The sequence below is a fragment of the Nocardiopsis oceani genome (assembly GCF_054777395.1).
Genome location: NZ_BAAHAR010000009.1, coordinates 25,433 through 48,611 on the forward strand (window position 1 = coordinate 25,433; position 23,179 = coordinate 48,611).

The 23,179-nt window shown below is 68.2% G+C and carries 30 protein-coding genes and 1 tRNA gene; 23 read left to right on the forward strand and 8 right to left on the reverse strand.

Features of this window, described 5'->3' with window-relative positions:
- Positions 1 to 20: 20 nt before the first annotated feature.
- Together ACYVDG_RS06560 and ACYVDG_RS06565 are read right to left on the reverse strand one after the other, a co-directional pair.
- Positions 21 to 482, reverse strand: a complete 462-nt coding sequence (locus ACYVDG_RS06560; protein WP_460747451.1) for a RidA family protein — start codon at positions 480 to 482, stop codon at positions 21 to 23.
- Positions 483 to 656: a DUF4177 domain-containing protein gene (locus tag ACYVDG_RS06565; RefSeq protein ID WP_460747452.1), complete on the reverse strand. Its 174-nt coding sequence runs from the start codon at positions 654 to 656 to the stop codon at positions 483 to 485.
- A gap of 147 nt (positions 657 to 803) precedes the next feature.
- Here ACYVDG_RS06565 and ACYVDG_RS06570 point away from each other — a divergent pair, with 147 nt between their 5' ends.
- Both ACYVDG_RS06570 and ACYVDG_RS06575 read left to right on the forward strand, forming a co-directional pair.
- Positions 804 to 1,856, forward strand: a complete 1,053-nt coding sequence (locus ACYVDG_RS06570) for an ArsA-related P-loop ATPase (RefSeq protein ID WP_460747453.1) — start codon at positions 804 to 806, stop codon at positions 1,854 to 1,856.
- A gap of 32 nt (positions 1,857 to 1,888) precedes the next feature.
- Entirely contained in the window at positions 1,889 to 3,067 is a 1,179-nt protein-coding gene (locus ACYVDG_RS06575) for an ArsA family ATPase (RefSeq protein ID WP_460747454.1), read from the forward strand.
- A gap of 19 nt (positions 3,068 to 3,086) precedes the next feature.
- Here ACYVDG_RS06575 and ACYVDG_RS06580 read toward each other — a convergent pair whose 3' ends face one another.
- Positions 3,087 to 3,425: a WhiB family transcriptional regulator gene (locus ACYVDG_RS06580; RefSeq protein ID WP_460747455.1), complete on the reverse strand. Its 339-nt coding sequence runs from the start codon at positions 3,423 to 3,425 to the stop codon at positions 3,087 to 3,089.
- A 439-nt stretch (positions 3,426 to 3,864) separates the two neighbouring features.
- On the opposite strand from ACYVDG_RS06580, the gene ACYVDG_RS06585 reads away from it, so the two are divergent.
- Positions 3,865 to 6,249 carry a penicillin-binding protein gene (locus ACYVDG_RS06585; RefSeq protein ID WP_460747612.1) on the forward strand — a complete coding sequence of 795 codons (2,385 nt, stop codon included), beginning with the start codon at positions 3,865 to 3,867 and terminating at the stop codon, positions 6,247 to 6,249.
- A gap of 135 nt (positions 6,250 to 6,384) precedes the next feature.
- Here ACYVDG_RS06585 and ACYVDG_RS06590 read toward each other — a convergent pair whose 3' ends face one another.
- Positions 6,385 to 6,837, reverse strand: coding sequence for a GatB/YqeY domain-containing protein (locus tag ACYVDG_RS06590; protein WP_460747456.1), 453 nt, complete (start codon positions 6,835 to 6,837; stop codon positions 6,385 to 6,387).
- A 97-nt stretch (positions 6,838 to 6,934) separates the two neighbouring features.
- Between ACYVDG_RS06590 and ACYVDG_RS06595 the strand changes: the two genes are divergently transcribed.
- Complete coding sequence (locus tag ACYVDG_RS06595) at positions 6,935 to 7,855, forward strand: metallophosphoesterase (protein ID WP_460747457.1); 921 nt, start codon at positions 6,935 to 6,937, stop codon at positions 7,853 to 7,855.
- Between the two features lie 97 nt (positions 7,856 to 7,952).
- Positions 7,953 to 8,026, forward strand: a tRNA-Pro gene (locus tag ACYVDG_RS06600).
- Positions 8,027 to 8,153: 127 nt separating this feature from the next.
- Here the strand turns inward: ACYVDG_RS06600 and ACYVDG_RS06605 are convergent.
- From ACYVDG_RS06605 to ACYVDG_RS06615, 3 genes are all read right to left on the reverse strand, one after another.
- The gene (locus tag ACYVDG_RS06605) at positions 8,154 to 9,332 is read right to left on the reverse strand and encodes a tyrosine-type recombinase/integrase (RefSeq protein WP_460747458.1); all 1,179 of its coding nucleotides are present in this window, start codon (positions 9,330 to 9,332) and stop codon (positions 8,154 to 8,156) included.
- 221 nt (positions 9,333 to 9,553) lie between these two features.
- Positions 9,554 to 9,886: a hypothetical protein gene (locus ACYVDG_RS06610; protein ID WP_460747459.1), complete on the reverse strand. Its 333-nt coding sequence runs from the start codon at positions 9,884 to 9,886 to the stop codon at positions 9,554 to 9,556.
- A gap of 153 nt (positions 9,887 to 10,039) precedes the next feature.
- Complete coding sequence (locus tag ACYVDG_RS06615; protein WP_460747460.1) at positions 10,040 to 10,546, reverse strand: helix-turn-helix domain-containing protein; 507 nt, start codon at positions 10,544 to 10,546, stop codon at positions 10,040 to 10,042.
- Between the two features lie 197 nt (positions 10,547 to 10,743).
- Here ACYVDG_RS06615 and ACYVDG_RS06620 point away from each other — a divergent pair, with 197 nt between their 5' ends.
- From ACYVDG_RS06620 to ACYVDG_RS06695, 16 genes are all read left to right on the forward strand, one after another.
- The gene (locus tag ACYVDG_RS06620; protein WP_460747461.1) at positions 10,744 to 10,980 is read left to right on the forward strand and encodes a helix-turn-helix transcriptional regulator; all 237 of its coding nucleotides are present in this window, start codon (positions 10,744 to 10,746) and stop codon (positions 10,978 to 10,980) included.
- Positions 10,977 to 11,177 carry a helix-turn-helix domain-containing protein gene (locus ACYVDG_RS06625; protein ID WP_460747463.1) on the forward strand — a complete coding sequence of 67 codons (201 nt, stop codon included), beginning with the start codon at positions 10,977 to 10,979 and terminating at the stop codon, positions 11,175 to 11,177. The genes ACYVDG_RS06620 and ACYVDG_RS06625 overlap by 4 nt, the downstream gene beginning before the upstream one ends.
- Positions 11,178 to 11,265: 88 nt before the next feature.
- Positions 11,266 to 11,568 carry a hypothetical protein gene (locus tag ACYVDG_RS06630; RefSeq protein ID WP_460747464.1) on the forward strand — a complete coding sequence of 101 codons (303 nt, stop codon included), beginning with the start codon at positions 11,266 to 11,268 and terminating at the stop codon, positions 11,566 to 11,568.
- Entirely contained in the window at positions 11,565 to 11,828 is a 264-nt protein-coding gene (locus ACYVDG_RS06635; protein WP_460747465.1) for a hypothetical protein, read from the forward strand. The genes ACYVDG_RS06630 and ACYVDG_RS06635 overlap by 4 nt, the downstream gene beginning before the upstream one ends.
- Positions 11,821 to 12,654 (forward strand): hypothetical protein, encoded by an 834-nt coding sequence (locus ACYVDG_RS06640; RefSeq protein WP_460747467.1) that lies wholly within the window; start codon positions 11,821 to 11,823, stop codon positions 12,652 to 12,654. Before ACYVDG_RS06635 ends, ACYVDG_RS06640 begins: the two co-directional genes overlap by 8 nt.
- A 1-nt stretch (position 12,655) precedes the next feature.
- Positions 12,656 to 13,801, forward strand: coding sequence for a recombination directionality factor (locus ACYVDG_RS06645; RefSeq protein ID WP_460747468.1), 1,146 nt, complete (start codon positions 12,656 to 12,658; stop codon positions 13,799 to 13,801).
- Between the two features lie 154 nt (positions 13,802 to 13,955).
- Positions 13,956 to 14,117 (forward strand): hypothetical protein, encoded by a 162-nt coding sequence (locus ACYVDG_RS06650; protein ID WP_460747469.1) that lies wholly within the window; start codon positions 13,956 to 13,958, stop codon positions 14,115 to 14,117.
- On the forward strand, positions 14,114 to 14,845 hold the full coding sequence (locus ACYVDG_RS06655; protein WP_460747470.1) for a BRO family protein: 732 nt from the start codon (positions 14,114 to 14,116) through the stop codon (positions 14,843 to 14,845). The genes ACYVDG_RS06650 and ACYVDG_RS06655 overlap by 4 nt, the downstream gene beginning before the upstream one ends.
- On the forward strand, positions 14,842 to 15,582 hold the full coding sequence (locus tag ACYVDG_RS06660) for an exonuclease domain-containing protein (RefSeq protein WP_460747472.1): 741 nt from the start codon (positions 14,842 to 14,844) through the stop codon (positions 15,580 to 15,582). Before ACYVDG_RS06655 ends, ACYVDG_RS06660 begins: the two co-directional genes overlap by 4 nt.
- Positions 15,579 to 16,127, forward strand: coding sequence for a hypothetical protein (locus ACYVDG_RS06665; protein ID WP_460747473.1), 549 nt, complete (start codon positions 15,579 to 15,581; stop codon positions 16,125 to 16,127). The genes ACYVDG_RS06660 and ACYVDG_RS06665 overlap by 4 nt, the downstream gene beginning before the upstream one ends.
- A 21-nt stretch (positions 16,128 to 16,148) precedes the next feature.
- Positions 16,149 to 16,508 (forward strand): hypothetical protein, encoded by a 360-nt coding sequence (locus ACYVDG_RS06670; RefSeq protein WP_460747474.1) that lies wholly within the window; start codon positions 16,149 to 16,151, stop codon positions 16,506 to 16,508.
- Complete coding sequence (locus tag ACYVDG_RS06675) at positions 16,505 to 16,693, forward strand: hypothetical protein (protein WP_460747475.1); 189 nt, start codon at positions 16,505 to 16,507, stop codon at positions 16,691 to 16,693. The genes ACYVDG_RS06670 and ACYVDG_RS06675 overlap by 4 nt, the downstream gene beginning before the upstream one ends.
- Positions 16,690 to 16,971, forward strand: coding sequence for a hypothetical protein (locus ACYVDG_RS06680; protein ID WP_460747476.1), 282 nt, complete (start codon positions 16,690 to 16,692; stop codon positions 16,969 to 16,971). Before ACYVDG_RS06675 ends, ACYVDG_RS06680 begins: the two co-directional genes overlap by 4 nt.
- A gap of 83 nt (positions 16,972 to 17,054) precedes the next feature.
- A complete protein-coding gene (locus ACYVDG_RS06685) occupies positions 17,055 to 18,059 on the forward strand; it encodes a hypothetical protein (RefSeq protein ID WP_460747477.1) in 1,005 nt (334 codons plus the stop codon).
- A gap of 6 nt (positions 18,060 to 18,065) precedes the next feature.
- Positions 18,066 to 18,491, forward strand: coding sequence for a single-stranded DNA-binding protein (locus ACYVDG_RS06690; RefSeq protein ID WP_460747478.1), 426 nt, complete (start codon positions 18,066 to 18,068; stop codon positions 18,489 to 18,491).
- 45 nt (positions 18,492 to 18,536) lie between these two features.
- Positions 18,537 to 19,337: a hypothetical protein gene (locus tag ACYVDG_RS06695; protein ID WP_460747479.1), complete on the forward strand. Its 801-nt coding sequence runs from the start codon at positions 18,537 to 18,539 to the stop codon at positions 19,335 to 19,337.
- 276 nt (positions 19,338 to 19,613) lie between these two features.
- Here ACYVDG_RS06695 and ACYVDG_RS06700 read toward each other — a convergent pair whose 3' ends face one another.
- Positions 19,614 to 20,801: a restriction endonuclease, SacI family gene (locus ACYVDG_RS06700; protein ID WP_460747480.1), complete on the reverse strand. Its 1,188-nt coding sequence runs from the start codon at positions 20,799 to 20,801 to the stop codon at positions 19,614 to 19,616.
- Positions 20,802 to 20,927: 126 nt separating this feature from the next.
- Here ACYVDG_RS06700 and ACYVDG_RS06705 point away from each other — a divergent pair, with 126 nt between their 5' ends.
- On the forward strand, positions 20,928 to 22,019 hold the full coding sequence (locus ACYVDG_RS06705; protein WP_460747481.1) for a DNA cytosine methyltransferase: 1,092 nt from the start codon (positions 20,928 to 20,930) through the stop codon (positions 22,017 to 22,019).
- A 661-nt stretch (positions 22,020 to 22,680) separates the two neighbouring features.
- Positions 22,681 to 22,941, forward strand: coding sequence for a hypothetical protein (locus ACYVDG_RS06710; protein WP_460747482.1), 261 nt, complete (start codon positions 22,681 to 22,683; stop codon positions 22,939 to 22,941).
- Positions 22,942 to 23,179 lie beyond the last annotated feature (238 nt).

A 23,179-nucleotide genomic window follows, 5' to 3' on the forward strand; every position in this document is an offset into this window, starting at 1 on the left:
CGGAAGATCCTCGGGACCGGTCAGCGGACCTCGACGATCATGTCAACCTCGACCGGAGCGTCCAACGGCAGGGCCGCGACACCGACGGCGGCCCGGGCGTGCACGCCGGCCTCGCCGAAGACCTGGCCCAGCAGTTCGCTGGCCCCGTTGATCACGCCGGGGTGCCCGGTGAAGTCGGGGGAGCTCGCGACGAAGCCGCCCACCTTCACGATCCGCACCACGTTCGACAGTTCCCCGACCTCGGCACGCACCGCCGCGATGGCGTTCAGCGCGCAGACGGCGGCCAGGTCCTGAGCGGTCTCGGCGTCCACCTCGGCACCGACCTTGCCGGTCTCGGGGAGCTTGCCTTCGAGGAACGGCAGCTGCCCCGAGACGTACACGTGGTCACCGCTGCGCACGGTCGGCTGGTAGGCAGCCACCGGGGGCACGACCTCGGGCAGGGTCAGGCCAAGTTCAGCGATGCGCTCCTCGGGGGTCGCCATCTAGACGGCCCGCTTCATGTAGGCGACGTACTGCTGGTTGCGCGGGTCGGTGCCCTCGGGCAGCGGCGCGGGCACGACGGAGACCAGCTCCCAGCCGTCCTCACCCCAGTTGTCCAGGATCTGCTTGGTCGCGTGCGACAGCAGTGCCACGCTCTGGTACTCCCACTTGGTCATGGTCTAACCCCTCTCGGTTGCCAACGGCCCCGCAGGGCCGCACCTCAACGCCGCTCACCCTACTCACCCGCACCCAATCGGCAGGCCAGGCGATCCCCGCGCCGCGGCACTCTCGCCCGGTGACGGCCCGCACATAGACTCCCTTGGGTGAACGATCGTGAACGGGGAACGCACGACCGGGGCCCAGAGGGGGCGTTCGCCCCTGCCCGACTGCACATCGTGACGGGCAAGGGCGGCACGGGTAAGACGACGGCGGCGGCGTCCCTGGCCCTGGCACTGGCGTCCGGGGGCGGACGGGTACTGCTGGTCGAGGTGGAGGGCCGCCAAGGGGTGGCCACCCTGCTCGGGAGCTCGGCCCTGCCCTACGAGGAGCGCGAGATGATGTCCGCTCCGGGCGGCGGCTCCGTGTACGTACTGGCGGCGGACGCCGAGGCGGCCCTGCTGGAGTACCTGGAGATGTTCTACGGGATGCGCCGGGCCGGCCAGGCACTGACCAAGCTGGGCGCCGTGGATTTCGCGACCACCATCGCGCCGGGCCTGCGGGACGTCCTGCTCACCGGCAAGGCGACCGAGGCCGTCCGGCGCCGTGTCGGCGGGCGGCGCCGCTCCGCCGACACCCCTTCCGAAGCGCCCTTCCACTACGACGCCGTGGTCATGGACGCACCGCCCACCGGGCGGATCGCGCAGTTCCTGAACGTGAACTCCGAAGTGGCCGGGTTGGCCCGGGTGGGTCCGATCCGCAACCACGCCGACCGGGTCATGGAGGTCATCCGCTCCGAGCAGACCAGGGTGCACTTCGTGACCCTGCTGGAGGAGATGCCCTCCCAAGAGACCCGGGACGGGCTCGCCGAGATCGGCGAACTCGGACTCCACCTGGGCACGGTCTTGGTCAACATGGTCAGCCCTCCGCTCCTCGGCCCCGCCGACCTGGCGGCCGCGGCCGCCGGAGACCTGGACACCGCCGAACTCGCTTCCGGGCTGAAGGCGGCCCGGCTGGACGACGCCGAGGAGCTCGCCTCGGACCTCGCCGGCGAGGTCCGCGCCCACGCCCTGCGCCACCTCCTGGAGCAGAGGGTGCGCGAGGATCTCGTGGGGCTGGAACGTCCCCTGCTGGAGCTGCCCTTCTTGGCGGGCGGCGTGGATCGGGCGGCACTGGGCACTCTCACCCAACGGCTGATCGAGCAGGGGGTGGCACGGTGAACGGCACCGCTCCGGGGGGTGCCCGGACCCCCATGTCCGATCAGGTCAGGTCCAATGCAGTCAGGTCCGAGGCGGGTCGGCTGGACGTGGACGGCCTCGTCGACGACCCGGCGACCCGGATCGTCGTGTGCTGTGGGGCGGGCGGGGTCGGCAAGACCACCACCGCGGCCGCCTTGAGCCTGCGCGCTGCCGAGCGCGGACGGCGGGCCGTCGTGATCACCGTGGACCCGGCCAGGCGCCTGGCCCAGTCGATGGGCCTGGAGGAGTTGGACAACACTCCCCGCCCGGTGCCGCTCCCCGAGACGGCTACGGGCAGCCTGCACGCCATGATGCTGGACATGAAGCGGACCTTCGACGAGGTCGTGCGGGAGCACGCCGACCCCGAGCGGGCCCGCCAGATCCTGGCCAACCCCTTCTACCAAACGCTCTCCACGAGCTTCTCCGGGACACAGGAGTACATGGCGATGGAGAAGCTGGGGCAGCTGCGCCAGTCCGGCGAGTGGGACCTCATCGTGGTGGACACCCCGCCCAGCCGGTCGGCCCTGGACTTCCTCGACGCCCCGAAACGGCTCGGCCGGTTCCTGGACGGCAAGCTCATCCGGTTCCTGAGCACCCCTGCGAGCACGGGGGCGTTCCGGTTGCTCGGCGCCGGATTCAACGTGGTGAGCTCGGTGGTGGGCAAGATCGTCGGTGCCCAGTTCCTGGCCGACCTGCGATCGTTCGTCTCGGCCTTCGACACGGTGTTCGGCGGTTTCCAGGAGCGCGCGGAGCGCACCTACCGGCTGCTCCAGACACCGGGAACGGCATTCGTGGTGGTGGCCGTACCGGACACGGACGCGATGCGCGAGGCCTCCTACTTCATGGAGCGGCTGGCGAAGGAGTCCATGCCGCTGGCCGGTCTGGTGATCAACCGGACCCACCCCCTGCCGCCCGGCCCCGGGGCACGGCTGGGCGCCGACACGGCACTGGCGGCGGCCGCGCCTTTGGCGGAGGGGGGAACGCACCCGCTGGCCGCCGCCGCCCTGCGGCTGCACGCGGAACGCGTTCGGACGCAGGAACGCGAGGCACGGCTGAGCACTCGGCTGATGTCCGCGCACCGAGGGGTCCGGGTGGCCGAGGTCGCCGCCCGGCCGGAGGACGTACACGACCTCGCCGGCCTGCGCGGGATCGGGTCGGCCCTGGCGGGGGAGGGCCCCACCGAGGGTTCCTGACCGAGGGTCCGCTTGGGATTCAGGCGGCTCCGCTCGGGGTTGAGGAGGCTTCACCGCACTTCGCGGCCGCGTACCGGGAGAGGTCGTCCGCGCCCTCGCGGCGGGCCTCCTCCAGGACGGGGGCCCACCTGGTGACCTCCGGGTGCTTGCGCAGCAGGGAGCGGCGCTCTCTCTCGGTCATGCCGCCCCAGACCCCGAACTCGACGCGGTTGTCCAGCGCGTCGGCCAGACATTCGGCGCGTACCGGGCAGCCGTGGCAGAGGAGCTTGGCCCGGTTCTGCGCGGCCCCCTGAACGAAGAGGGCGTCAGGGTCGATCTGTCGGCACTGTGCGCGCGTCGTCCACTGGTTGGTCCACATGTGGCCCACTTCCAAGACGTGTGGTCTCGCTCTCGCGGTCACGGGTGGTTGGTGTGCTCTGGTTGAGTGGAGGAGAACACGGTGGCCTCCCGCTACCGCGTGGGGTTCGATGTACACGTGGTGTCACGGCACCCCCACATCTCGAAAGTACGGTCCGAACGGTCACACCGACCAGAACCCAATCGACCCACTTCCCGTCTCATGGATATGGCCCGAGCGGGCCATTGCGCGACCGCGGACCTCTCTCCCTCCGAAGGGGGAGGCGCCCGCCGGCCGAACCGCACCAGGGCCGGTCTGCGATAACCGTGGAAAGATGGTCTGGGGGCACCGCACGTGCGTCAGCACGTGCGATGCGGCGTGAAAACACACCATTCGTTACCGATCACACCACTTTTGAGCGTTCGTGGTCACTTATTCTGATGGGGTGGGTCAGGGGACATTGCTTCAAAGAATCAGCCAACTGGTGGTCGTGGGCGTGATCGCCGGCCTCCTCGTGGCCGCGCTCGCCCTCCCGGCGGTCGGCGGCATGGGGATCACCGCACGCAACGTCGCCAGCGGCTTCCTGGACATGCCCAGCCAGCTCGAGACGCCGCCGCCGCCACAGCGGTCGACCATCTATGACAGCGAAGGCGGCACCATCGCCGAGATCTTCGATCAGAACCGGGAGCTCGTCGACATCGACGACATCTCGCCGGTCATGATCGACGCGATCCTGGCGATCGAGGACTCCCGCTTCTACGAGCACGGCGGCCTGGACGTGTCCGGTACGCTGCGCGCCGCCATCCGGACGGTCGGCGGGAACACCGAGGGCGCTTCCTCCATCACCCAGCAGTACGTCAAGAACGTGCAGATCGAGGCCGCGACCTCACAGGAGGAGCTGGACGAGGCCCAGGAGGAGACCGTCGCCCGCAAGATCCGGGAGCTGCGCTACGCGATGGCCTTGGAACAGCGGATGAGCAAGGACGAGATCCTCGAGGGCTACCTCAACATCGCCTACTTCAGTGACGGCGCCTACGGCGTCGAGTCCGCCGCACAGCACTTCTTCGACGTGTCCGCGGGCGAGCTGGAGCTGCACGAGGCCGCGACCATCGCAGGGCTCGTGCGCTATCCGTACCTGTACAACCCCCGCTTCTTCCCCGAGCAGACCCAGGACCGGCGCGACATCGTCCTGGACCGCATGGTCGCCACTGAGAAGATCACCGAGGCCGAGGCCGAGGAGGCCAAGTCCGAGGAGATGGAACTCGAGCTGGACACCCCGCCCAACGGGTGCGTCCCCAGCGACCAACCGTTCTTCTGCGACTACGTGGTGCAGGAGATCGAGAAGGACGATCGGTTCGGGCCCAACGAGACCGAACGGGCCCGCTGGCTGCGCACCGCCGGGCTGGAGATCCACACCACCCTGGACCCGCAGACGCAGGAGGCCGGTCAGGAAGCCGTGGACGAGTGGGTCCCGCGCGAGAACGACTCCCGGAAGGTCGCCGCGCAAGCGGTCATCGAGCCCGGCACCGGCCGGATCCTCGGCATGATGCAGAGCCGCAACTACGGCCCCGACGAGAGCAACCTCGGCGAGACCACGGTCAACTTCACCGCCGACTCGGACCGCGGCGGCAGCACCGGGTTCCAGGCGGGTTCGACCTTCAAGGCGGTGGGCCTGGCGGCCGCGCTGGAAGAGGGGCTGCCGTTCAGCACCTCGTTCAACTCGCCGAGCTCCACCACGGTGACCGGACAGGAGTCCTGTGACGGCGGCCGGTTGGAGTCGTGGACACTGAGCAACGCCGGTGACAGCGACGAGGGCAACCACAACATGGTCTCCGGTACCCAGGCCTCCTCCAACACCTTCTTCGCCCAGCTCCAGGCGCGTGCCGGGCTGTGCAACACGATGGAGATGTCGGAGAAGCTGGGCCTGCAGCGGGCCGACGGGACCGTGTTCACGGAGAACGCCAACTCCCTCGCCAACAGCAGCTTCGTCCTCGGCAGCGAGGAGGTCTCCCCGATCCGGATGGCCAACGCCTACGCGACTTTCGCCTCCGGCGGAACGTACTGCCAGCCGCAGGCGATCGACCAGATCGAGGACCGCCAGTCCGGCACCACGATCGACGTCGAGCCCGAGTGCGAAGAAGCGATCGACGAGGACGTCGCCGACGGCACCAGCTACCTGCTGCAGCAGACCTTCAGCGGCGGTACCGCCGCGGGTCTGGGCATCGGACGCCCCGCGGCCGGCAAGACCGGTACCACCGACGGCTCCGCCGCCGCCTGGTTCGCAGGGTTCACGCCGCAGATGGCCAGCAGCGTGTTTGTCGGCGACCCGCGCGGTCCGCAGGAGTACCCGCTGCGCAACGTCACCATCGGGGACCGGCACTACCCGGTCGTGTACGGGGCGACGATCCCCGGACCGATCTGGCAGGAGACCATGCGCGGTGCCCACGAGGGCCTGGACACCGAACAGCTGGCGTCCGCGCCGAGCCAGTTCGGCTCCACCTCGCAGCCGAGCGGCGGCGATGACGATGACGACGATGACGCCAGCCCGGCCAGTGACGACGGCGGCGTACCGAACGTCGTCGGCATGAGCGAGTCGGACGCGGTGTCCGCGCTGGAGGAGGCCGGTTACTCGGTGAGCGTCTCCGGAACGTCCGTCAGGTCCTCGGAGTCCGAGGGCTCGGTGGCCGCGGTCAACCCCGACCCGGGGAGCCGGCTCCCCGACGGAGCCACGGTCAACGTGTTCCTGAGCGAAGGCGGCGGACAGGACAACGCCGACAGCTCGCCCCCGGAGGGCTGGCACCCGGCACAGCCGGCGGGGCCGATCGGGCGCAACGGCACGGACTGAGCGCGGTCCACGCCCAACGGCTGACCGGACGGCTGACAGCTGAAAGCGGGGGCGGTGGTGACCTGGTCACCACCGCCCCCGCTTCGTGTACCGCACGGGTCTGCCGCGCGCTGAGACCCCTGCCGCCGCGTACGGTCAGCCGAGCTGGCTCTTGACCTCCGCAGCCACACGGGAGCCTTCGGCCCGACCCGCGATCTGCGCGTTGACGACCTTCATGACCTTGCCCATCTCCTTCATACCGGAGGCACCGGTCTCGGCGACCGCGGCCTTGACGATCTCCGCGAGCTCGTCGTCGGTGAGGGGCTTGGGCAGGTAGTCCGCGAGGATCTCGCTCTCGGCCCGCTCGTTGGCTGCGGCCTCGGGGCGGCCGCCGTTGTCGAAGGCCTCGGCGGCCTCGCGGCGCTTCTTGGCCTCGCGCATGAGCAGCTTGGTGACCTCGTCGTCGTCGAGGGACCGCTGGGAGGAGCCCGCGGACTCCTCGGTGGCGATGGTGGTGAGCACCATGCGCAGGGTGGCGGTGCGGACCTTCTCCTTCGCCTTCATGGCGGTGGTCAGGTCGGACTTGAGGCGGGCTTTGAGTTCGGACATGGCCTGATCCTATGGCCGCCCGGTGTGCGCCCACCAACGGTTTGCGCGGGGCTGCCGCCGGATCTGAGACCATCAGTCAACGACGAAGGAGGGCCGGATGGGCGCCGAAGACAGAACACTCCTGCGCCGCATCGGGCGCGCGGCCGCGATCACCGGCGCAGTCGGTGTGGCCGGGCTGGGGTACGCCTCGGTCATCGAACGCAACTGGTTCCGGCTCCGCCGGTACGAACTCCCCCTGCTGCCCGAGGGCAGCCCCCGCATGCGGATCCTGCACCTGGCCGACGCGCACCTGACGCCCGGCCGGAAGATGCTCATCGACTGGATCCGGAGCTTGGAGGCCTACGAGCCCGACCTGGTGGTCAACACCGGGGACTCCCTGGCCCACCCGGAGGCGGTCGGGCCCTTCATCGACGCCCTCGGCCCCCTCCTGGACCGGCCGGGCGCCTTCGTGTACGGATCCAACGACCTGTTCTCCCCCCAGCTGAAGAACCCGGCGCGCTACCTGTGGCGGACCAGCAAGACCGACTACAACAAGCGCCGGGTACCGGACCTGCCCTGGCGGGACCTGGGCGCGGCGATGACGGCCTCCGGGTGGCTGGACCTCAACAACCGCAAGGGCTCCCTGAAGGCGGGTCAGCTCGACGTGGCCCTGGCCGGCGTGCACGACTCACACATCAAGCTGGACCGGTACGAGGACATCGCCGGGCCTGCCGACACCGCGGCCGACATCCGGCTGGGCGTCCTGCACTCCCCGGAGCCCGCGAACCTGGACCGGTTCGAGGCCGACGGCTACCAGCTCCTCCTCGCCGGGCACACCCACGGCGGCCAGCTGTGCCTGCCGTACTACGGGACGCTCGTCACCAACTGCGGGATCGACCGCAAGCGGGCCTGGGGCCTCAACGGGTACGGCGACGCGTGGCTGCACGTCTCCGGCGGCCTGGGCACCTCCCCCTACGCCCCGGTGCGGTTCTGCTGCCGCCCCGAAGCGTCCCTCCTGGACCTCGTCGCTGCGTCCTGACCGACCTCGCCCCGGGCTCTGACCCGCGCGGATCCGCTTCGGCGGAATCGACGTGCACAACCACTCCACACGTCCGCTAGACTTGGGGACGTTGCTTCGGGGTGTAGCGCAGCTTGGCAGCGCGCTTCGTTCGGGACGAAGAGGTCGTGGGTTCAAATCCCGCCACCCCGACAGAGCGGCCGAGGGGTGTTTCCCCAGGTCAAAGGCCCCGGTCTTGGTAGATAACAGCTACCGAGACCGGGGCCTTCTTCATGCCCGTGCGTCACACGTGCGTCAGAATCTCAGAAACGTGCGTCGCTCATGCGCCCGGACGTCGCCGCTCCCACGACTTGCGCACCGCGTCGAAGGCGTCCGGCTGGAGGTGCGCGTACCGCAGCGTGGTCGCGTAGTCCTCGTGCCCGAGCAAGCGCTGGATCTCTTGCAGGTCGACCCGGTCCTGTGCCAACCATGACGCCGCCGTGTGCCGCATGATTCGGGGCGGGAACCGGCGGATGCGGTGCGCGACGTCCTCGCAGGCGCCCCGACACTCGTCGGTGCACATGCGCGCATCCGCAACGGCCGGGTACCAGACCCGGTACCGGAACGTGTCATCGAGGATCGGGCCACCCTCTGGAGCGGTGAACACGAGGCTCTCGCGCGGACGGCCGATCATTAGGCGGCTCATGCGGTCGAGAGTCTCCGGAGGAACCGGCACCGTGCGACGGCTCTTCATCGTCTTGGGGTACTCACGGATGCCGTCCTCGGTCATCACGTGCGTCACGTGGATCAGGCCGCGGATCCAATCGACCCGGTGCCCGTGCAGCCCATAGATCTCACCCAGCCGTAGGCCAACGTCCATACCCAGCTCGGCCACAGTGCGCCACGTCTGACCATGGGGCAGCAGTTCGAGGGACTCATACAGCGCCAGAGCCTCGTTCGGCTCGTAGAACTCGACCACGGTCGCCTTGCGCTTTGGCAACTCCAGGTCGGCGAAGGGGTTCACCACCACCAAGGGCGGAGTCTGCTGCATCGCCGCCTTGTAGAGAGAGGTCATCTGGTGAACGACGTCGTGGATCGTGGCTGGCGACAGGAACGGCACCTCGTCGTCGTCGACTCGCTCGACCGGTTTGCCCTTGTGCCGACGACGGCGGGTCTCCATCAACTCACCGACCCATGCCTGAGCCTGTTCGCGCTGGATCGAACCCATGGGCCACGCTCCCCACTTGGGCCCAACATGGGTACGCCACAACGAATCGTTCTTCTTCGTGGTGGGAGTGTCGATCACACGCCCGGCAGTCCAACGTTCCCGCCACGCGGTCACGGTGATCTCGCCCGCGCGGGGGCTACGCGTCTCCCCGGCCGAGAACTTCGCTTCCTGCTCGGCCGCCCACTCCTTGACGACCTTCTTCAGCTTGTCCGTATGGGTGTGCCTGGCACCGGAGGGGTCGCGGACAGTCGCTTGCCACTTCCCGCTTTTGAGCTTGCGGAAGTACGCCATCAGCGCTCCCCCTCACCCTGGTCGACGGTGTCCTTCAGGTCGGCCAGTGCCCTGGGGTCGGCGTATTCGGGCGAGTTGGGTCGCCTCGCGTCGTCACGGTTCAGTTTCATATGCTGTCCTCGATTCCGTGTGAATCACTTGGGGGGCGTCGCCGTGCAGGGCGGCGCCCCTCCTTTGTGTGTGGTGGGTGGCCCGGCAGGCCCTCGTACTGCCGGGGCGTATCAGGTGAGCCAGGCGTGCGGCCAGGGCGTGATGAGCCCCGAGCGCTCCATCCTGTAGACCCCGTCCGGCGTCACCGGCCGGTCGCGCTGCCACCACGGGGTATCCCGGTGGTACTGGCACGGGGTGTCGATCGGGTCCGCCACGCCCGCCGCGGCGAACAGCCGCCGGCGGAGGCGTGGCGGAAGGTTCCGCACGTAGGCATCGACGAGGGCGCCGTAGGTGACGCCGTCACGCACGACGATGAGGCCGTGGTGGGGGATCGGGGTGTAGCGGAAGTAGGGGGTGTTCGGCGGCAGCTCATCGAGCGTGATGGACAAGGGGTTGTGGCGCATGGCTCCTCTCCCGTGGAACGCCGGATCAGGAACCGCTGAGCGGGAGCGGAACGCCATGTTAATTCGAACTGACGTTCGAACGCCACGTTTCGAACATAGAGGTCTCGTGTAGCGCCCATTGGGCGGAAAAGGTGACGGAACGGTTTTAGGGATTCAGGTTTTGTCGTCGGCATCACCCTTCGATTGCTCGCGCTCCCAACGGCGTCTCTCCATGTCGAGGTAGAGCTTTGCTTGCGCCTCGGCCTGCGCAAGCGCCCTCTCGATCATCTTCTTCGACTCCTCGTCGGGAATCCCCTCGGTGTCGGCCTCCAGATCTCGTACAACCTCCACAAGACGCCCGTGCCAGGTGATCGTCTCCTGCGCGAACCTCCCGGAGGGCTCGGGCGGGTGGTCCTCCTCGTCCTCGTCGGGCGTCGGGGCCTCTCGGCCGAGCGTGGAAAACACCCTCTCCTTGTCGGCTCCGACTGCCTCGGCGAGACGGGACCAGACTTCGTCTCTGGCCCGCTGCGGTTCTTCTCCCCGCAGGCCGGCGGTCATGGCTCGTAGCCATGTCTCGCTGATGTCGACGACTCGGGCCAGTTCCCGTTGGCTGATCTTCGCCTTGCGGCGTGCGGTGTGGATGAGGTCGCCGGCGGCGCGGCGGCTCTCTGGCGTCTCCATAGCTTCTCAGTGTGCACGCGGTACTACGCATTTGCAATCTATCTTGCTACGCAAAAATACGCAGTAGTGCGTACCGGGCCTCCTGAACATCCAGGCTGTCCTTCCGCGCGGGGTGCGTATTTCGCGTGCGTAACTGCTGCGTACGTGCCTCATTGTGAGCTTGCACAGCGTGCGTAGTGCTGCGTAGTGTGTGGCTCATGATCAACCGGTACGCACTCCGAGCCCTGCGTGAGAAGGACGGGCAGACCAGAGCCCAACTCGCCGCCAAGGCCGGTCTCAGCCCTCAGTACTACGGGGAGATCGAACGCGGCGCCCGCGGCAAAGCCGCCTCGCCCCCGCTCGTGAAGTCGATCGCGTCGGCACTCGACGTGCCCATGTCCGCCATCACCTGCGCACACCAGAGCGCAGAGAACGCGCAGGAGATGGCCGCATGACGCAGTTCCTCACCGTCCCCGAGACCGCCGAGAGGCTCCGGTGCGGGCGCACCCACGTCTACGACCTGATCGCCCGCGGAGAACTGGCCGTCATCGACATCTCGCGCCCCGGCGCCCGCCGCTCGAAGACGCGCGTGCCCGAGACCTCGTTGGAGGACTACGCCAAGCGCTTGGCTCGCCGGGCCTGCGCTGCGTAGACGCGCTAAGGCCGCCCCGAAAACGGAGAGCCCCCGCATCCGCCAAGACACCGAGGGCTCACCGCAAGAGACCCAGAACAGGACTCTCGTGAACCACAATCCTACGCACACCGTGATCGTCACGCTCGACGCACACAGCACCGCCCTGTGTGACCGGCGCCCCTTTCCCGCCGTCGTCGCCGGAACCCCCGACGACCACACGCCCGCCGTCGACCTCACGGTGGCGGACACCAACATCCGGCTCTGCCTGGCCGACGACCTCACCGCCGACGACGCGCGCACCCTATGCGCCTCGCTCGGCGTGGCCCTGGGCGCATGGGTCGGTGACATCAAGCAGTACGCCGCCGACCTCCAGGACCGCGAAGACTCCGAGTCCGAGGGGGCGGCATGAGCGAGCTGGACGCCATCATCTCCGCCGTCCTGGCCTTCACCCTCGTCGTGGCGCTGGCGGGCCTGCACTACACGGCGGGCCGCTACATCATCCGCCTGCGCGCCGCCCTGCGCAGGACACTGCGCGAGCTGGCCGAGGTGCGCGCCGAACGGGACCAGGCCCGACGCGAGGCGGAGGAGACCAACGCCGCCCTCGACCGCGCCACCGGCGGCACCGACGACATCCTTCGGGCCGTGCGCGGGGAGGTGCCCCGTGGCTGACCCCCGTCACTCCCGCGACACCGACAACGGCCGGTACTACGTCGACCCGAAGTCGGGTGAGTTGCTCATCTCGGTGACCAACGCGCTCAACGCGTTGTCGAAGCCCGCCCTGGCTCCGGCCGCGGCGAAGGTCACCGCCGAGTACGTCATGGACCAGCTTCCGGCCGCCGTCCGTGCGAGCCGCACGCCGGGCGACCGCGAGGCGTTCCTGAAGGCGGCCAAGGCCGAACACCGCAACGTGTGGGAAGCCCGTGCAGGCATCGGGACCCGCGTGCACATCCAGGCCGAGGCGCACGCTCTCGGCCGTCCCGCCGAGCCCGACGAGGACGCCGAGCCCTTCATCAACCAGTACCGCCGGTTCCTCGACGACGCCGGGGTGAACCTGGCCGAGGAGGTCGAGGCCGTCGAGGTCACCGTGCTGCACCGGACGGCCCGCTACGCAGGCACCGCCGACGTGTGGCTGTGGCTGCGCTCGGAGTTCCACGGGATGGCGCCGGGGCTGTGGCTGATCGACATCAAGACCTCGCAGACCAAGCCCCCGTCGGCGTTCTACCGCGACCACGTGTTGCAGCTCGCCGGGCTCCGGTACGCAGAGGTCGCCCTGGCGCCCGACGACTCCGAGCACGAGGTGCCGCCGTTCGCGGGTGCGGCGATCTTGAACCTGCGCACCGACCGGTACGGGCTCATCCCTGCCCCCGCCGACGAGGCCGCACACGCCGCGTTCCGTGCGCTGGTCGATGCCTCGTACTACCTGCACGACCTCGACCTGAAGGCGTGCAAGCCCGTGAACCCCTGGAAGTACACGACCCGACGGAAGGCGGCCTGACATGGGGTCCCGCATCATCACCTTGCAGCGCCAGGCCCGCGAGCTGGGTCGGCTGCGCTCCGGCTACACCGACACCAGCGGCAAGCGGCCGCGCCCGGTCCGCTCGGCGACGTGGATCGTCACGTCCCACTCGGCCGAGTACTGCGAGGCGGCCGTCGGCATGTGGGGCGGCACCGTCGAGAAGTGGAATCCGCAAGGGGCGGGCGCCGAGCAGTACCGCGTGATCACCGAGGCCGCGGCCGTCGACGCGATCCTTCCGCCAGGCGACCCGTTGTCGCAGTACTACGAGTCCTGGTCCCGGGGCGGCTGCGCGCGCCGGTGCGACGGCGAGACCGAGCTGTTGTCGGACTCGCCGTGTCTCTGCCGCGCCCAGTGGGGCGAGGACTTCCACGCGACCGTGTCCGTCCGGGACGGCGCGTGCCAGATGACGACCCGGCTCGGCGTGATCCTGCCGGACCTGCCCGACGTGGGCGTGTGGCGCATGGAGACCCATTCCTACTACGCGGCGAACGAGATCTCCGCAGCGGTCGACCTTCTCAAGGGGCAGCTCGGCACCTCCGCCATGATCCCGGTCCGGCTCCGGATCGAACCCCGTACCCGCGTCGCCGGAGGGAAGACCAAGCAGTTCCCGGTGACCGTCGTCGAGCTGCGCGGCGCGACTGCCGGACAGGTCCTGTCCGGGGCGTCCTCTGCCGTCGAGGGCGAACACCCCTCGGCCGTCGAGGCGGCACCGGCGCCCGAGATCGAAGCCCCCGCCCGCGACTGGCGCGGCGAGGTCGAGGCCGCCACCACCGCCGACCGGGTTCGCGAGCTGTACCGGGCCTGCGTCGCCGACGGCGCAATGACACAGGAGCTGTCGGAGTACATGAAGGGCCGCGCCTCCGCCCTCGACCAGGCCACCGAGGAACCCCCGGCCGTGGCCCCTGCGCCGGTCGACGACGGCCAGGACGTCGACGAGCTGTGGATGCGGTGTGTCTCGGCCTGGTCCGGATCGACGACCGAACTCGTCGACGCCTACGCCGCCAACCACGGCGGCGAGCTGCCCGACAACGCCACCGGCGAGGAGCTGGCCGCGTTCCTCGCCGACGTCAAGGCCGGCAAGGTCACCGCGCCCGGAGAGGGCTCCGCCGAGGAGGTGCCGTTCTGATGGCTCGACCTCTCCCCCGGCCTACTCCGCCGCCGGACGACGCGCCCGCCGGGTGCGTGTGCGCCGGGTGCTGCTGCACCCGCGGCGGCTCCTACTGCCGCACCGCCGGATGCTCCCCGTGCCTCGCTCCGACCACCGCCGAGGAGGTGTCCCCGTGACCGCCCTGGACCGCATCGAAGCGCTGCACCCGAAGTTCCCCGACTCCGACCACTGCACCGAGGACGGACACCCCTACCCGTGCCCGACTCTCGTCGAGGTGCGCGCCGCCCTGGCCGACCACGTCCACGTCGAGCACGGCGAGGAGGCGCGCCGATGACGACTCTGACGCCGTTCACCTTCCCCGACAGCGGCGCCCAGGTCCGCACCGTCACCATCGACGGCGCCCCCTGGCTCTTCGCCACCGACGTATGCGCCGTCCTGGAGATCACCAACGTCGGCAACGTCTTGGCCCGCCTGGACGATGACGAGAAGGTTTCCATCCGCCTGACGGATGGAAACCGGGGCAACCCGAACCGCGCCATCATCAGCGAGGCCGGCCTGTACGCGGTCATCCTGCGATCCGACAGCCCGGCCGCGAAACCGTTCCGCCGATGGGTCACCGGCGAGGTGCTGCCCGCGCTCCGCCGCACCGGCTCCTACTCGGTGGCGGTTCCGTCCTCGTTCGCCGAAGCCTTGGAGCTGGCCGCCGCCCAACAGCGCGAGATCGAAGCATCGAACGCCCGCGTCGCCGAGCTGGAGCCCCAGGCCGCCAAGTACCAGGCGGTGCTCGACGCGGACGGGCTGATCGGGATGACCGCCATCGCCGACATGCTCGACGTGCATGTGTCCACCCTCACCGACTGGCTCGTGGACGAGGGGCTGTTCCGGCGCCAGGTCTCCAAGGGCCAGCGGGAGCCGAAGACGCGCAACATGCCCCGCCGCGCGTGGCAGTCCTCGGGGCACTTCACGGTCCGTACCGAGAACAGCCGCAGGGTGGCCTACCCGGTCGCCTACGCGACCTCGTCCGGGCTCGACCACGTCCTGACCCTGTGGGGTGGGCGATGAACTGGCACCTGCGCCCCATGGCTGCGTTCGACCTGGAAACCACAGGCGTGGACGTCGAGGCCGACCGGATCGTCAGCGCGTCCCGCTGGGTGATCCGGCCCGCCGAGGGGTTCAAACGCCACTGCGGGTGGCTCGTGAACCCCGGTGTCCCGATCCCCGAGGAAGCGTCGGCGATCCACGGGATCACCACCGAGTACGCCCGCGAGAAGGGACAAGGCGCGCGGGCAGCCGTCCTCGCGATCGCCGCCGACCTCGCCCACTGGTCCGCCGAGGGACACGTGGTGGTCGCGTTCAACGCCGCCTACGACATCACGTTGCTGCACCGCGAGTGCGTGCGCCACGGACACGATGACCTCGCCGAACGCCTCGCCAGCATCCGGCCGGTCGTCGACCCGTTCGTGATCGACAAGTACACCGACCCCTTCCGGAAGGGCTCGCGCAAGCTTACGGCGGTCGCGAAGCACTACGGGGTCGAGCTGTCCGAGGACGACGCGCACGGGTCGGCCGCCGACACCTTGGCCGCCGCCCGCGTCGGCTACCGACTCGCCGCGAAGTGGCCGGCCTTGGCCCGGCGCGACCCGGACGAGCTGCACGACATGCAACGCGAGTGGCGTGCCGAACAGGCCGCGAGCCTTCAGCGCTATCTACGCCGCAAGGACAACAAGGCCGCCGTCGTGCGCCCCGAGTGGCCGCTGCTGCCCGTCCCCCAGCCGATCCAGGAAGAGATCCCCGCATGACCAGCCTTCGCCCTCGCGCCCTCGGTGCCGACTTGTCGCTGACTTCGACCGGCGTCGCCTCCTCGCTCGGATGGTGCACACGCATCCGCCCCGACGCCCCCGGCTCGCCCGACCGGACCATGAAGGGTCTCGACCGGCTGCGCTACATCGTCGCCAAGGTCGGCTCGCTGCTCGGTGAGTACGACTTGGTCGTGATCGAGGGGCCGTCCTACGGGTCCCGCCACGGTTCGGCACACGAGCGCGGCGGCCTGTGGTGGATGGTGCGCGACGCCGTCGAGGCGGCTCGCATCCCCGTCGCCGTCGCCTCGCCCTCGTCGGTGAAGTTGTGGGCGGCCGGCCACGGCCACGCCAGCAAACAGGACGTCATCGACGCCATGTGCGACCGGTACCCAAACGCGGTGATCCGCAGCAACGACGAGGCCGACGCGCTCGCCTTGGCCAGCCTCGGCGCCGCCTGGCTCGCCGAGGAGCCCGGCGCCACCGACGCCCAGCGCCGCGCCCTGTCCGGCGTCGACTGGCCTCACGCCGCCATGCTCGCCCACTGAACCCCGAGGAGCAACACCGCCATGACGGAAATCAAGATCGACCCCAAGCTGAACGCACCCATCACAAAGGCCCTCGAACCGCACGCAGACGAGCTGTTGGCCGCCGCCCTCGGGACCCGAGTGGTCGCCCTGGTTGAACTGTCCGTGGTCGAGCACGCCGAGCGCGGCGACTCCGACGACGAAGTGGCACACGTGGTCAAGATCCGGCCGGTTCTGATGGAGATCGCCACCGGAGACGACGAGCACCACGTGCGGCGTGCGCACCGCGCCCTGTGGAGCAAACGCACCACCGAAGGCACCATCACCGGCGACACCGACCGCGCCAACGCCGAGGCCGACATCCGGCACGCCGCCGCGCTGATCGGTGGTGATGACCAGTGAACGAGTCCGAGGCGATCGCCGTCAACCAGCTCATGAAATGGCTCGCCCTCGCGCCCGGCCACCCGGGCGAGGAAGAGGCACGCCGCGCCGCCGCCATGCTCGCCGACAACGCACACAAGACCCTCGGACAGGGCTTCACCGCCGCGCGCGTGCTCGCCGTCTGGCCGCTGTGCGAGGAGCCATGACCGACGCCGAACTGATCGACCGCGCCATGCCCGACGCGCTCGCCCTCGTCGGGGCCGTCCGGCGCCGCGACTACTGGGAAGTGCGCAAGGTCCTGCACCGGCGGACGGTCGGCGAACACGAACAGAAGCGGCTGTACGCGCTCGCGCTGGTCCTCGCCGCGGCCGTCCCCGACGACCAACCGATGGGCGACCTCGTTGCTTGGGCGACCCAGTGGCCCGAGCCGGTCACCGAACAGGACGCCGCCGCACATCGTGCCGCGATCGGCCGACCGCAGTAACCCGCCTTCACCCCGGGGCGGCCCCGTGCAGGGGTCGCCCCGCCCCGAGAGAGAACGAGGGACACCCTATGAGCGTGCGCTTGATGGTCGAGGTGATCGACCACGCGCCCCGCGAGCTGCCGGACGTGCAGCACCGCGCGCTCATTGCCGTTGCCGAGCGGATGAATGACCGGACCCGCACCGGGTTTCACCCGCTCGACGAACTCGCGCATCGCATCAGCCGGTCACGGCCGACAGCGACGCGGACGCTCCGGGCGCTGACCGAACGCGGGTTGCTCGCGGTCGTCAGCAAGGCCGGACGGGGCAAGGCGACGGTGTACTTCATGCCGCCGCTCCTGTCGGCTGAGAAGGCCGACGCCGGTGATGACCTTTCCGACGAGGGGCCCGGCGAAGGCGCGGACGAGCCCGAAAAGGTGATCACCCAGGATGATGACCTTTCAGGCGAGGGCGGCACCGAAAAGGTCATCACCAATGATGATCACCTTTCACCCGCCGGGGCTCCGAAAAGGTCATCATCTGAGCCCGAAAGGTCATCACCGAACGCGGAAAGGTCATCATCTGACCCCCAAAAGGTGATCACCCAGGATGATGACCCATCCCTTCATCCCTCATACATCCCTCATCATCCCCACGTGCGCGCGGAGCGTCCGGCTCCGCCTGTGGCTAATGCCGCGACGGATGACGACGAGGAGTTGAGAGAACTCGACGACGACCCCGCGGCGTTCGCCGCGATGGTCGCCCTCCGTCAGCACACGCACCGGACCATCACCGCCGACCACGCCCGAGCCGTGGCCCGTTCGGTCCTGTCGGGCCGCACTGCCAAGGACCCGGCCGCCTACGTCCGAAGCGCCGTCGACCGCGACCCCGACCGGCACATCCCAGCCGCGCCCGCGCGCACCGTCGCCGAGGCCCTCGCGCGTCCCGACGGCACCGACGTGGCCCCGAGCAGCACCGAGGAGCGTCCCGCCGAGGTCGTCGACCAGCTTGCCGCCCTGCGCGCCCAGTGGCAGCAGGAGACCCAAGACCGCCAGACCGAAGACCGCCGTCAGCCGACCGCGTTCGCCCGCCTGATCAACCCCAAGGAGTGACCCGACATGCCGCTTCCGAGCATTCACCACACGTTCCGGCTCGTCGCCGACCCCGACATGCGCGCCCTACCGAGCGGAACCCCGGTCGTGAACATGCGCCTGGCCGCCAACTCGTCGAAGAAGGACGACCGCGGCGAGTGGGTCGACGCTGACCGGTTCTTCATCCGCGCGAGCGCGTTCGACCGCACCGCCGAAGCCGTCGCCGAGGCCGGTCTGGGCAAGGGCGACGAGGTGACCGTGCGCGGCAAGCTCCGGACCACGGAGTGGGAAACCAGCGAGGGCGAGAAGCGGTCCGGCCCCGAGATGCGCGTGTACGAGATCGGCCGCCCGGTCCGGCCCCCGCGCCGCAACGACGCCCCCAGCGTCTCGACCCCGCCCCAGGGCGACCCGTGGGGCTCCGGCTCCTCGTTCACCAACGAACCGCCGTTCTGAACCCGCCTGACCCTGCCCGACCAACCGAGCGAGGAGTTCCCGTAGATGAGCATCGGGGCGACCGGGGGAATCTGCACGGTTCCCGACTGCGACACGATCGTGGCCGACGCGCACGTGTGCAGCATGTGCGCGCACCGGCTCTCCATCGCGTTGGGCGACGTCGGCGACGTCATGGGCGAGCTTGAGACCGAGCTGACCCGGCAAGGGCGCCGAGGCGGCAGGGTCGGCGGGCGAAGCTCCGAGGTGCCGTTGCCCTTCGACGTCTCCGCCTCGATCGTGGCCGACGCGCTCGCCTCGACCCTGTCCACCTGGGCGCGCGTGGTGTGGGGCGACGTGCTCGGCGCCCCCGCCGGCCTCGACGACGCCGAAGCCGCGGCCGCCTTCCTCGCCGACCGGGTCGAGGAGGCCCGGCACCGGCCAGACGGCGGCGCATTGGTCGACGAGGTGACCGCCGCGGTCGAAGCCGCACGTGACCAGGTGCACGACCCGGGCGACTCGTCGGCATCGGCCCTGTTGGGCTTGTGCCCCGATTGCGGACAAGCCCTTTACGGGCGCGAGACCGTCCGCGAGGCCCGGTGTCGCCGGGATGGGTGTGACGGGGTGGTGGACTCCGCCGAATGGCGCTACGACGCACTACAGCGTCTGACCGAGGCCGTCCTGCCCGCCGTCGACGTCGCGCGCGCCGCCTCGCTGCTCTTGGGCGCGGACATCTCGGCCGCCCGGGTGCGCCAGTGGCGGCGACGTGGCCGACTCGACCCCGTCGACCCCGACGCCGACCGGCCGCACTACCGCGTCAGTGATATCCGTCAACTTCTGATGGCGGACAAGGCACGACTCGCGGGCTGAGGAACAGGCTACAGCCCGAGGCGACTATGCCTCGGGCTGCCAGCTGGAACGTTGCCTTGACCTTCGAGTCGACTCGAAGGCTTAGCTTGTGCTCATGACCCTGATGCGCGTCTCTGAACTGGCGGAACGCTCCGGCGTAACCGCTACGACCTTGCGCTACTAAGAAGAACGCGGACTGCTGCCCGCTCAGTATCCCGATGTGCCCAACTTCGGGGACCTGAACGTGATCAACTCACGCGACACCCCGCACTCCTGCGGACGCTCTAACCTAGTAACTCATCTGTCTTTTTCCTGGGCGACTGCATCTGAGAGCATTTTTGCCCACTCCTGTTGACTGTCCCTGCCACAGTGGAAATCCTTTAGGCGCTGCACAAGAAGTTGCGGGAACGACTTTAGGCATTCTTCAAGAGTCAGCGGCGACCACTGGAAAGCGCTCACTAGCAACTGTTCAGGGTCCGTAATAACATCCAGGAGTACTCCGTTACGCTCTTGGGCCTTTTTGGCTAGCGAGTACGCGCCAAGATCCTCTTGGTTCGGCTCCACAGCAACGTATAGACCCTTGCCGATACTTGCCGACGCCAAACGTTCGACAAACTGGAGAATCTCGCTCTGGGTGACTGATTTCTGTTTAGCCTCGGCACTAAGCACAACGATCCTGGACTCGACGGACGCCGACTCATCGAATCCTGTTCCAAGCGGACTTTCTTGTGGCGATTCAACTTCGCGAGTGACAACCTCGAGAGTCACATCACCCGGTACCTTTCGACTTGGATCATTAATCGAATCCGCGTACACCATCTCAGGATGCACAAGATCGAGGCACGCAGCGACAAGCGCCTGACCTCGCCGGCCACCCTCGCGATTGACGTTGATGAAGTCTTTAGTAAGCGCACTGAGTTCAGGGAGCGGTAGGGTCGCAGATTCGAGCCTAAGAACGGTCGCCGTGTTTCCGTCTTCGATCCGCACCCTAAGAAAAGCGGCGAGCGCGTGAACTGCGCTCTCTCCTTCAAGGTAATCCGCAGCTTCGAGGCAATCGATCAGATATTCAAGTTCCGCCCGGGCTGATTGCTTGCTCTCTGGGATCAGCTCCTTGACGACCTGGGTCTTCGCGAAGAAAGGTTGGTTATTGAGCGGTTCGGCTCCGGTTGTCCGCAGATCGATCTCGTGCTCAACGCATATGGGCACCAGAACGTTTTTAGCAACGCCGCGGGCTGAGTATCCTCGGTGGACTTTGGTCTGAAGAGCGAGGGCGTTGACGTCCTTGTTGGTGGCCTTGGCCAAAAGAGCTGTACCGAGCAGAGGAGTGTTGGTCGCGCTTCCACCCTGCCCGACCTTTCGGACACGTTCGATCCAGTCGCTAGGCAAACCTCCGTCCTCTCGCGCCAGAGCGAGCGCCTCTAGAAACCTCTTCCGTGCCTGCTCTGGGTCAACGCGCAGGACCTTCTTGCCGCTACCTTGCGCCATGTTCTTCCGTACTCCGTGGTCGTCCCCGACGTGATGGCGACCAGGCTCGCACACCTGAACACACGCGGTTGATCTGGGTGTGCGGTCCCTCACTGACCACATGTCTCTGCTACGTCTCGTTTCGCGATGTCAGCTGCGTATGGCACTCTGGTCACTGTGACAAGACATGGCATCGCAATCTCACTGTTCTCCGGAGCTGGCGGTCTGGACCTCGGCGTCGAAGCCGCTGGCTACGAGGTGCATGCTGCCGTCGAGCACAACGCGGAAGCTGCGGCCACGATGGAGAAGAACTTCTCCCACCTGCAATCCGAAGTGATCCAGAAGAGCATTCTTGATATTTCAACCAAGGACCTTCTGAGTGCGGCTGGACTCAAGGAAAATGAGCGGCCCGATCTTCTAGTTGGCGGCCCCCCTTGCACGCCTTTCTCAAAGTCTGGCTTCTGGCTAGAATACAAGCGAAAAGGGCTCGACGAGGGTGCCTCCCTCCTACAGTCTTACACTCGCGTTCTTCGCGAGGCGAAACCACGCGCATTTATTCTGGAAAACGTTTATGCGCTTACTTTTAACAATAAGGCGTCGCGTCCTGCTTACGAGCGTTTGCTCAGGGAGATTGACGAGGCTGGTTACAGCTACTCAACGAAGGTCTTGAACGCCGCGGACTATGGCGTCCCCCAAGCTCGACCGAGGCTTTTCGTGATTGGCGTTCCAAAGGGAGAGGAAGTTCCGCAGCACCCGGAGCCTACCCACGGGGGGAAGTGGGAGCGGCGCTCAACCGGGACCGTGGAGCAGCCTCACGTGACGACGGGTCAGGCTCTCCAAAACCTCGTGGCAGAACCTGAGCCTGGTGAAGTAGTCGCCGGAAAGTACGGACACCTACTTCCTGAGATTCCACCTGGCCAGAACTACCTCCATTATACGGAGAAGCGGGGCCATAAGGATCCGCAGTTCAAGTGGCGGTCTAAATACTGGTCATTTCTACTGAAGCTGGACCCCGATCGCCCATCCCCGACCATCCAGGCTCAGCCGGGGCCGTACATCGGACCGTTTCATTGGGAGAATAGGCGCCTCCGGGTTCCAGAAATCAAGCGATTGTTCACTTTCCCGGATGACTTCCAGTTCGAAGGCAACCGCAGCGCCGTGCAAGCTCAGGTTGGGAATTGTGTCCCCCCTTTGCTTGCTGAGAAGGTCGCGCGCGCCGTCGCCGAACAGGTGGACTAATCACCAGCCCCTAAAGTTCCAGGCGCCTCTCGCGCTGGTTTCTCTTGCGAAGAGATCGTTGATCGAGGGGGCTGCTCAGTGTTTTGACGTCCGCCGTCGCGTTGCACGAACGCCTTATGCCGAACCCTCGTCGACGTCCCGGGCCGGTGCCGCACCTGCTGACAGGGCACCAACGCCGCGCACCACTCTCAGTGGAAGTGGATCTACAACGACCCCCGGTGGGCGAAGCTGCGCGACCGCGTGCTGCCCGAGGAACCCGTTCTGCGCGTGCGGATGCGGCGCCCCGCCGACCACATCACCCCACACCGCGGCGATGAACGGCTGGCTTTCGACCGCACCAACTGCCAAGCCATGAGCCGCCGGCGCCACGACCGCAAGACCGCCACCGAAACCCTGAACGCCCCAGGGCACGACACCGTGACCGTCCTCGGCCCTCCCTGTTCAGGCAAGACCAGCACCGCACACACCCTCGCCGGCCCAGCACGGGACATCGTCGTTGACCTCGATGCCCTCGCCCAAGCCCTGACCCCCACCCCACCAACCCCCTACCTCTGTACGACCCCCCACCCTGAACAGACCCCCCTCACACCGAGGTCCCCGGGTCCGGCCACCCTCGACCGAGGCCACACCGCCAGCCACACACGGGCACAGCCGACACATCGTGGCTTTCGCGAACGAAGCACGCGACGCGCTCATTCGTCGGCTCGCCCGCTCCCATCCCGCCCGGCACGTGTGGATCGTGACGACGAGGCACGCCGACGCCGACGCGGTGCCTGGAGTTCGCGTGATGCGACTCGACGTCGACGCCGACGAATGCAAGCGGCGAGCGAACTCGGCGAGTCGTCCGGCGCAGTGGTACGAGCTGATCGAGGGATGGCTCATCGTCGACCGAACCCGCGCGGCGCGCGGCGACTCTCGGTGACCAGGGGCGGTTTAAAAGTCCAGCCCGCCGCCATGACGCGCCGGGTGGGCGAGCGCGCGTGACAGGTATCTGACCTATCTCACCGGAGATTTTCGTGGCTCTCCTCTGAGGCGGCCCTGTTGCAGCCTCGGGGGTGCGGGTTGCGCGGATGCGAGAGGCCGTGTCACACTCGAAGGGCCGTAGAACACTTGTACCCAAAACCCGGAGAGCCCTCGAGGCCCCGGGTTTTTTCGTGTTC

Bases quoted from the DNA above. Each gene is read 5' to 3' on its own strand.
- ACYVDG_RS06560 (WP_460747451.1), bottom strand. From the start codon at position 482: ATGGCGACCCCCGAGGAGCGCATCGCTGAACTTGGCCTGACCCTGCCC.
- ACYVDG_RS06565 (WP_460747452.1), bottom strand. From the start codon at position 656: ATGACCAAGTGGGAGTACCAGAGCGTGGCACTGCTGTCGCACGCGACC.
- ACYVDG_RS06575 (WP_460747454.1), top strand. From the start codon at position 1,889: ATGTCCGATCAGGTCAGGTCCAATGCAGTCAGGTCCGAGGCGGGTCGG.
- ACYVDG_RS06580 (WP_460747455.1), bottom strand. From the start codon at position 3,425: ATGTGGACCAACCAGTGGACGACGCGCGCACAGTGCCGACAGATCGAC.
- ACYVDG_RS06590 (WP_460747456.1), bottom strand. From the start codon at position 6,837: ATGTCCGAACTCAAAGCCCGCCTCAAGTCCGACCTGACCACCGCCATG.
- ACYVDG_RS06595 (WP_460747457.1), top strand. From the start codon at position 6,935: ATGGGCGCCGAAGACAGAACACTCCTGCGCCGCATCGGGCGCGCGGCC.
- ACYVDG_RS06605 (WP_460747458.1), bottom strand. From the start codon at position 9,332: ATGGCGTACTTCCGCAAGCTCAAAAGCGGGAAGTGGCAAGCGACTGTC.
- ACYVDG_RS06610 (WP_460747459.1), bottom strand. From the start codon at position 9,886: ATGCGCCACAACCCCTTGTCCATCACGCTCGATGAGCTGCCGCCGAAC.
- ACYVDG_RS06615 (WP_460747460.1), bottom strand. From the start codon at position 10,546: ATGGAGACGCCAGAGAGCCGCCGCGCCGCCGGCGACCTCATCCACACC.
- ACYVDG_RS06620 (WP_460747461.1), top strand. From the start codon at position 10,744: ATGATCAACCGGTACGCACTCCGAGCCCTGCGTGAGAAGGACGGGCAG.
- ACYVDG_RS06625 (WP_460747463.1), top strand. From the start codon at position 10,977: ATGACGCAGTTCCTCACCGTCCCCGAGACCGCCGAGAGGCTCCGGTGC.
- ACYVDG_RS06635 (WP_460747465.1), top strand. From the start codon at position 11,565: ATGAGCGAGCTGGACGCCATCATCTCCGCCGTCCTGGCCTTCACCCTC.
- ACYVDG_RS06645 (WP_460747468.1), top strand. From the start codon at position 12,656: ATGGGGTCCCGCATCATCACCTTGCAGCGCCAGGCCCGCGAGCTGGGT.
- ACYVDG_RS06655 (WP_460747470.1), top strand. From the start codon at position 14,114: ATGACGACTCTGACGCCGTTCACCTTCCCCGACAGCGGCGCCCAGGTC.
- ACYVDG_RS06660 (WP_460747472.1), top strand. From the start codon at position 14,842: ATGAACTGGCACCTGCGCCCCATGGCTGCGTTCGACCTGGAAACCACA.
- ACYVDG_RS06665 (WP_460747473.1), top strand. From the start codon at position 15,579: ATGACCAGCCTTCGCCCTCGCGCCCTCGGTGCCGACTTGTCGCTGACT.
- ACYVDG_RS06670 (WP_460747474.1), top strand. From the start codon at position 16,149: ATGACGGAAATCAAGATCGACCCCAAGCTGAACGCACCCATCACAAAG.
- ACYVDG_RS06680 (WP_460747476.1), top strand. From the start codon at position 16,690: ATGACCGACGCCGAACTGATCGACCGCGCCATGCCCGACGCGCTCGCC.
- ACYVDG_RS06685 (WP_460747477.1), top strand. From the start codon at position 17,055: ATGGTCGAGGTGATCGACCACGCGCCCCGCGAGCTGCCGGACGTGCAG.
- ACYVDG_RS06690 (WP_460747478.1), top strand. From the start codon at position 18,066: ATGCCGCTTCCGAGCATTCACCACACGTTCCGGCTCGTCGCCGACCCC.
- ACYVDG_RS06695 (WP_460747479.1), top strand. From the start codon at position 18,537: ATGAGCATCGGGGCGACCGGGGGAATCTGCACGGTTCCCGACTGCGAC.
- ACYVDG_RS06700 (WP_460747480.1), bottom strand. From the start codon at position 20,801: ATGGCGCAAGGTAGCGGCAAGAAGGTCCTGCGCGTTGACCCAGAGCAG.
- ACYVDG_RS06705 (WP_460747481.1), top strand. From the start codon at position 20,928: ATGTCAGCTGCGTATGGCACTCTGGTCACTGTGACAAGACATGGCATC.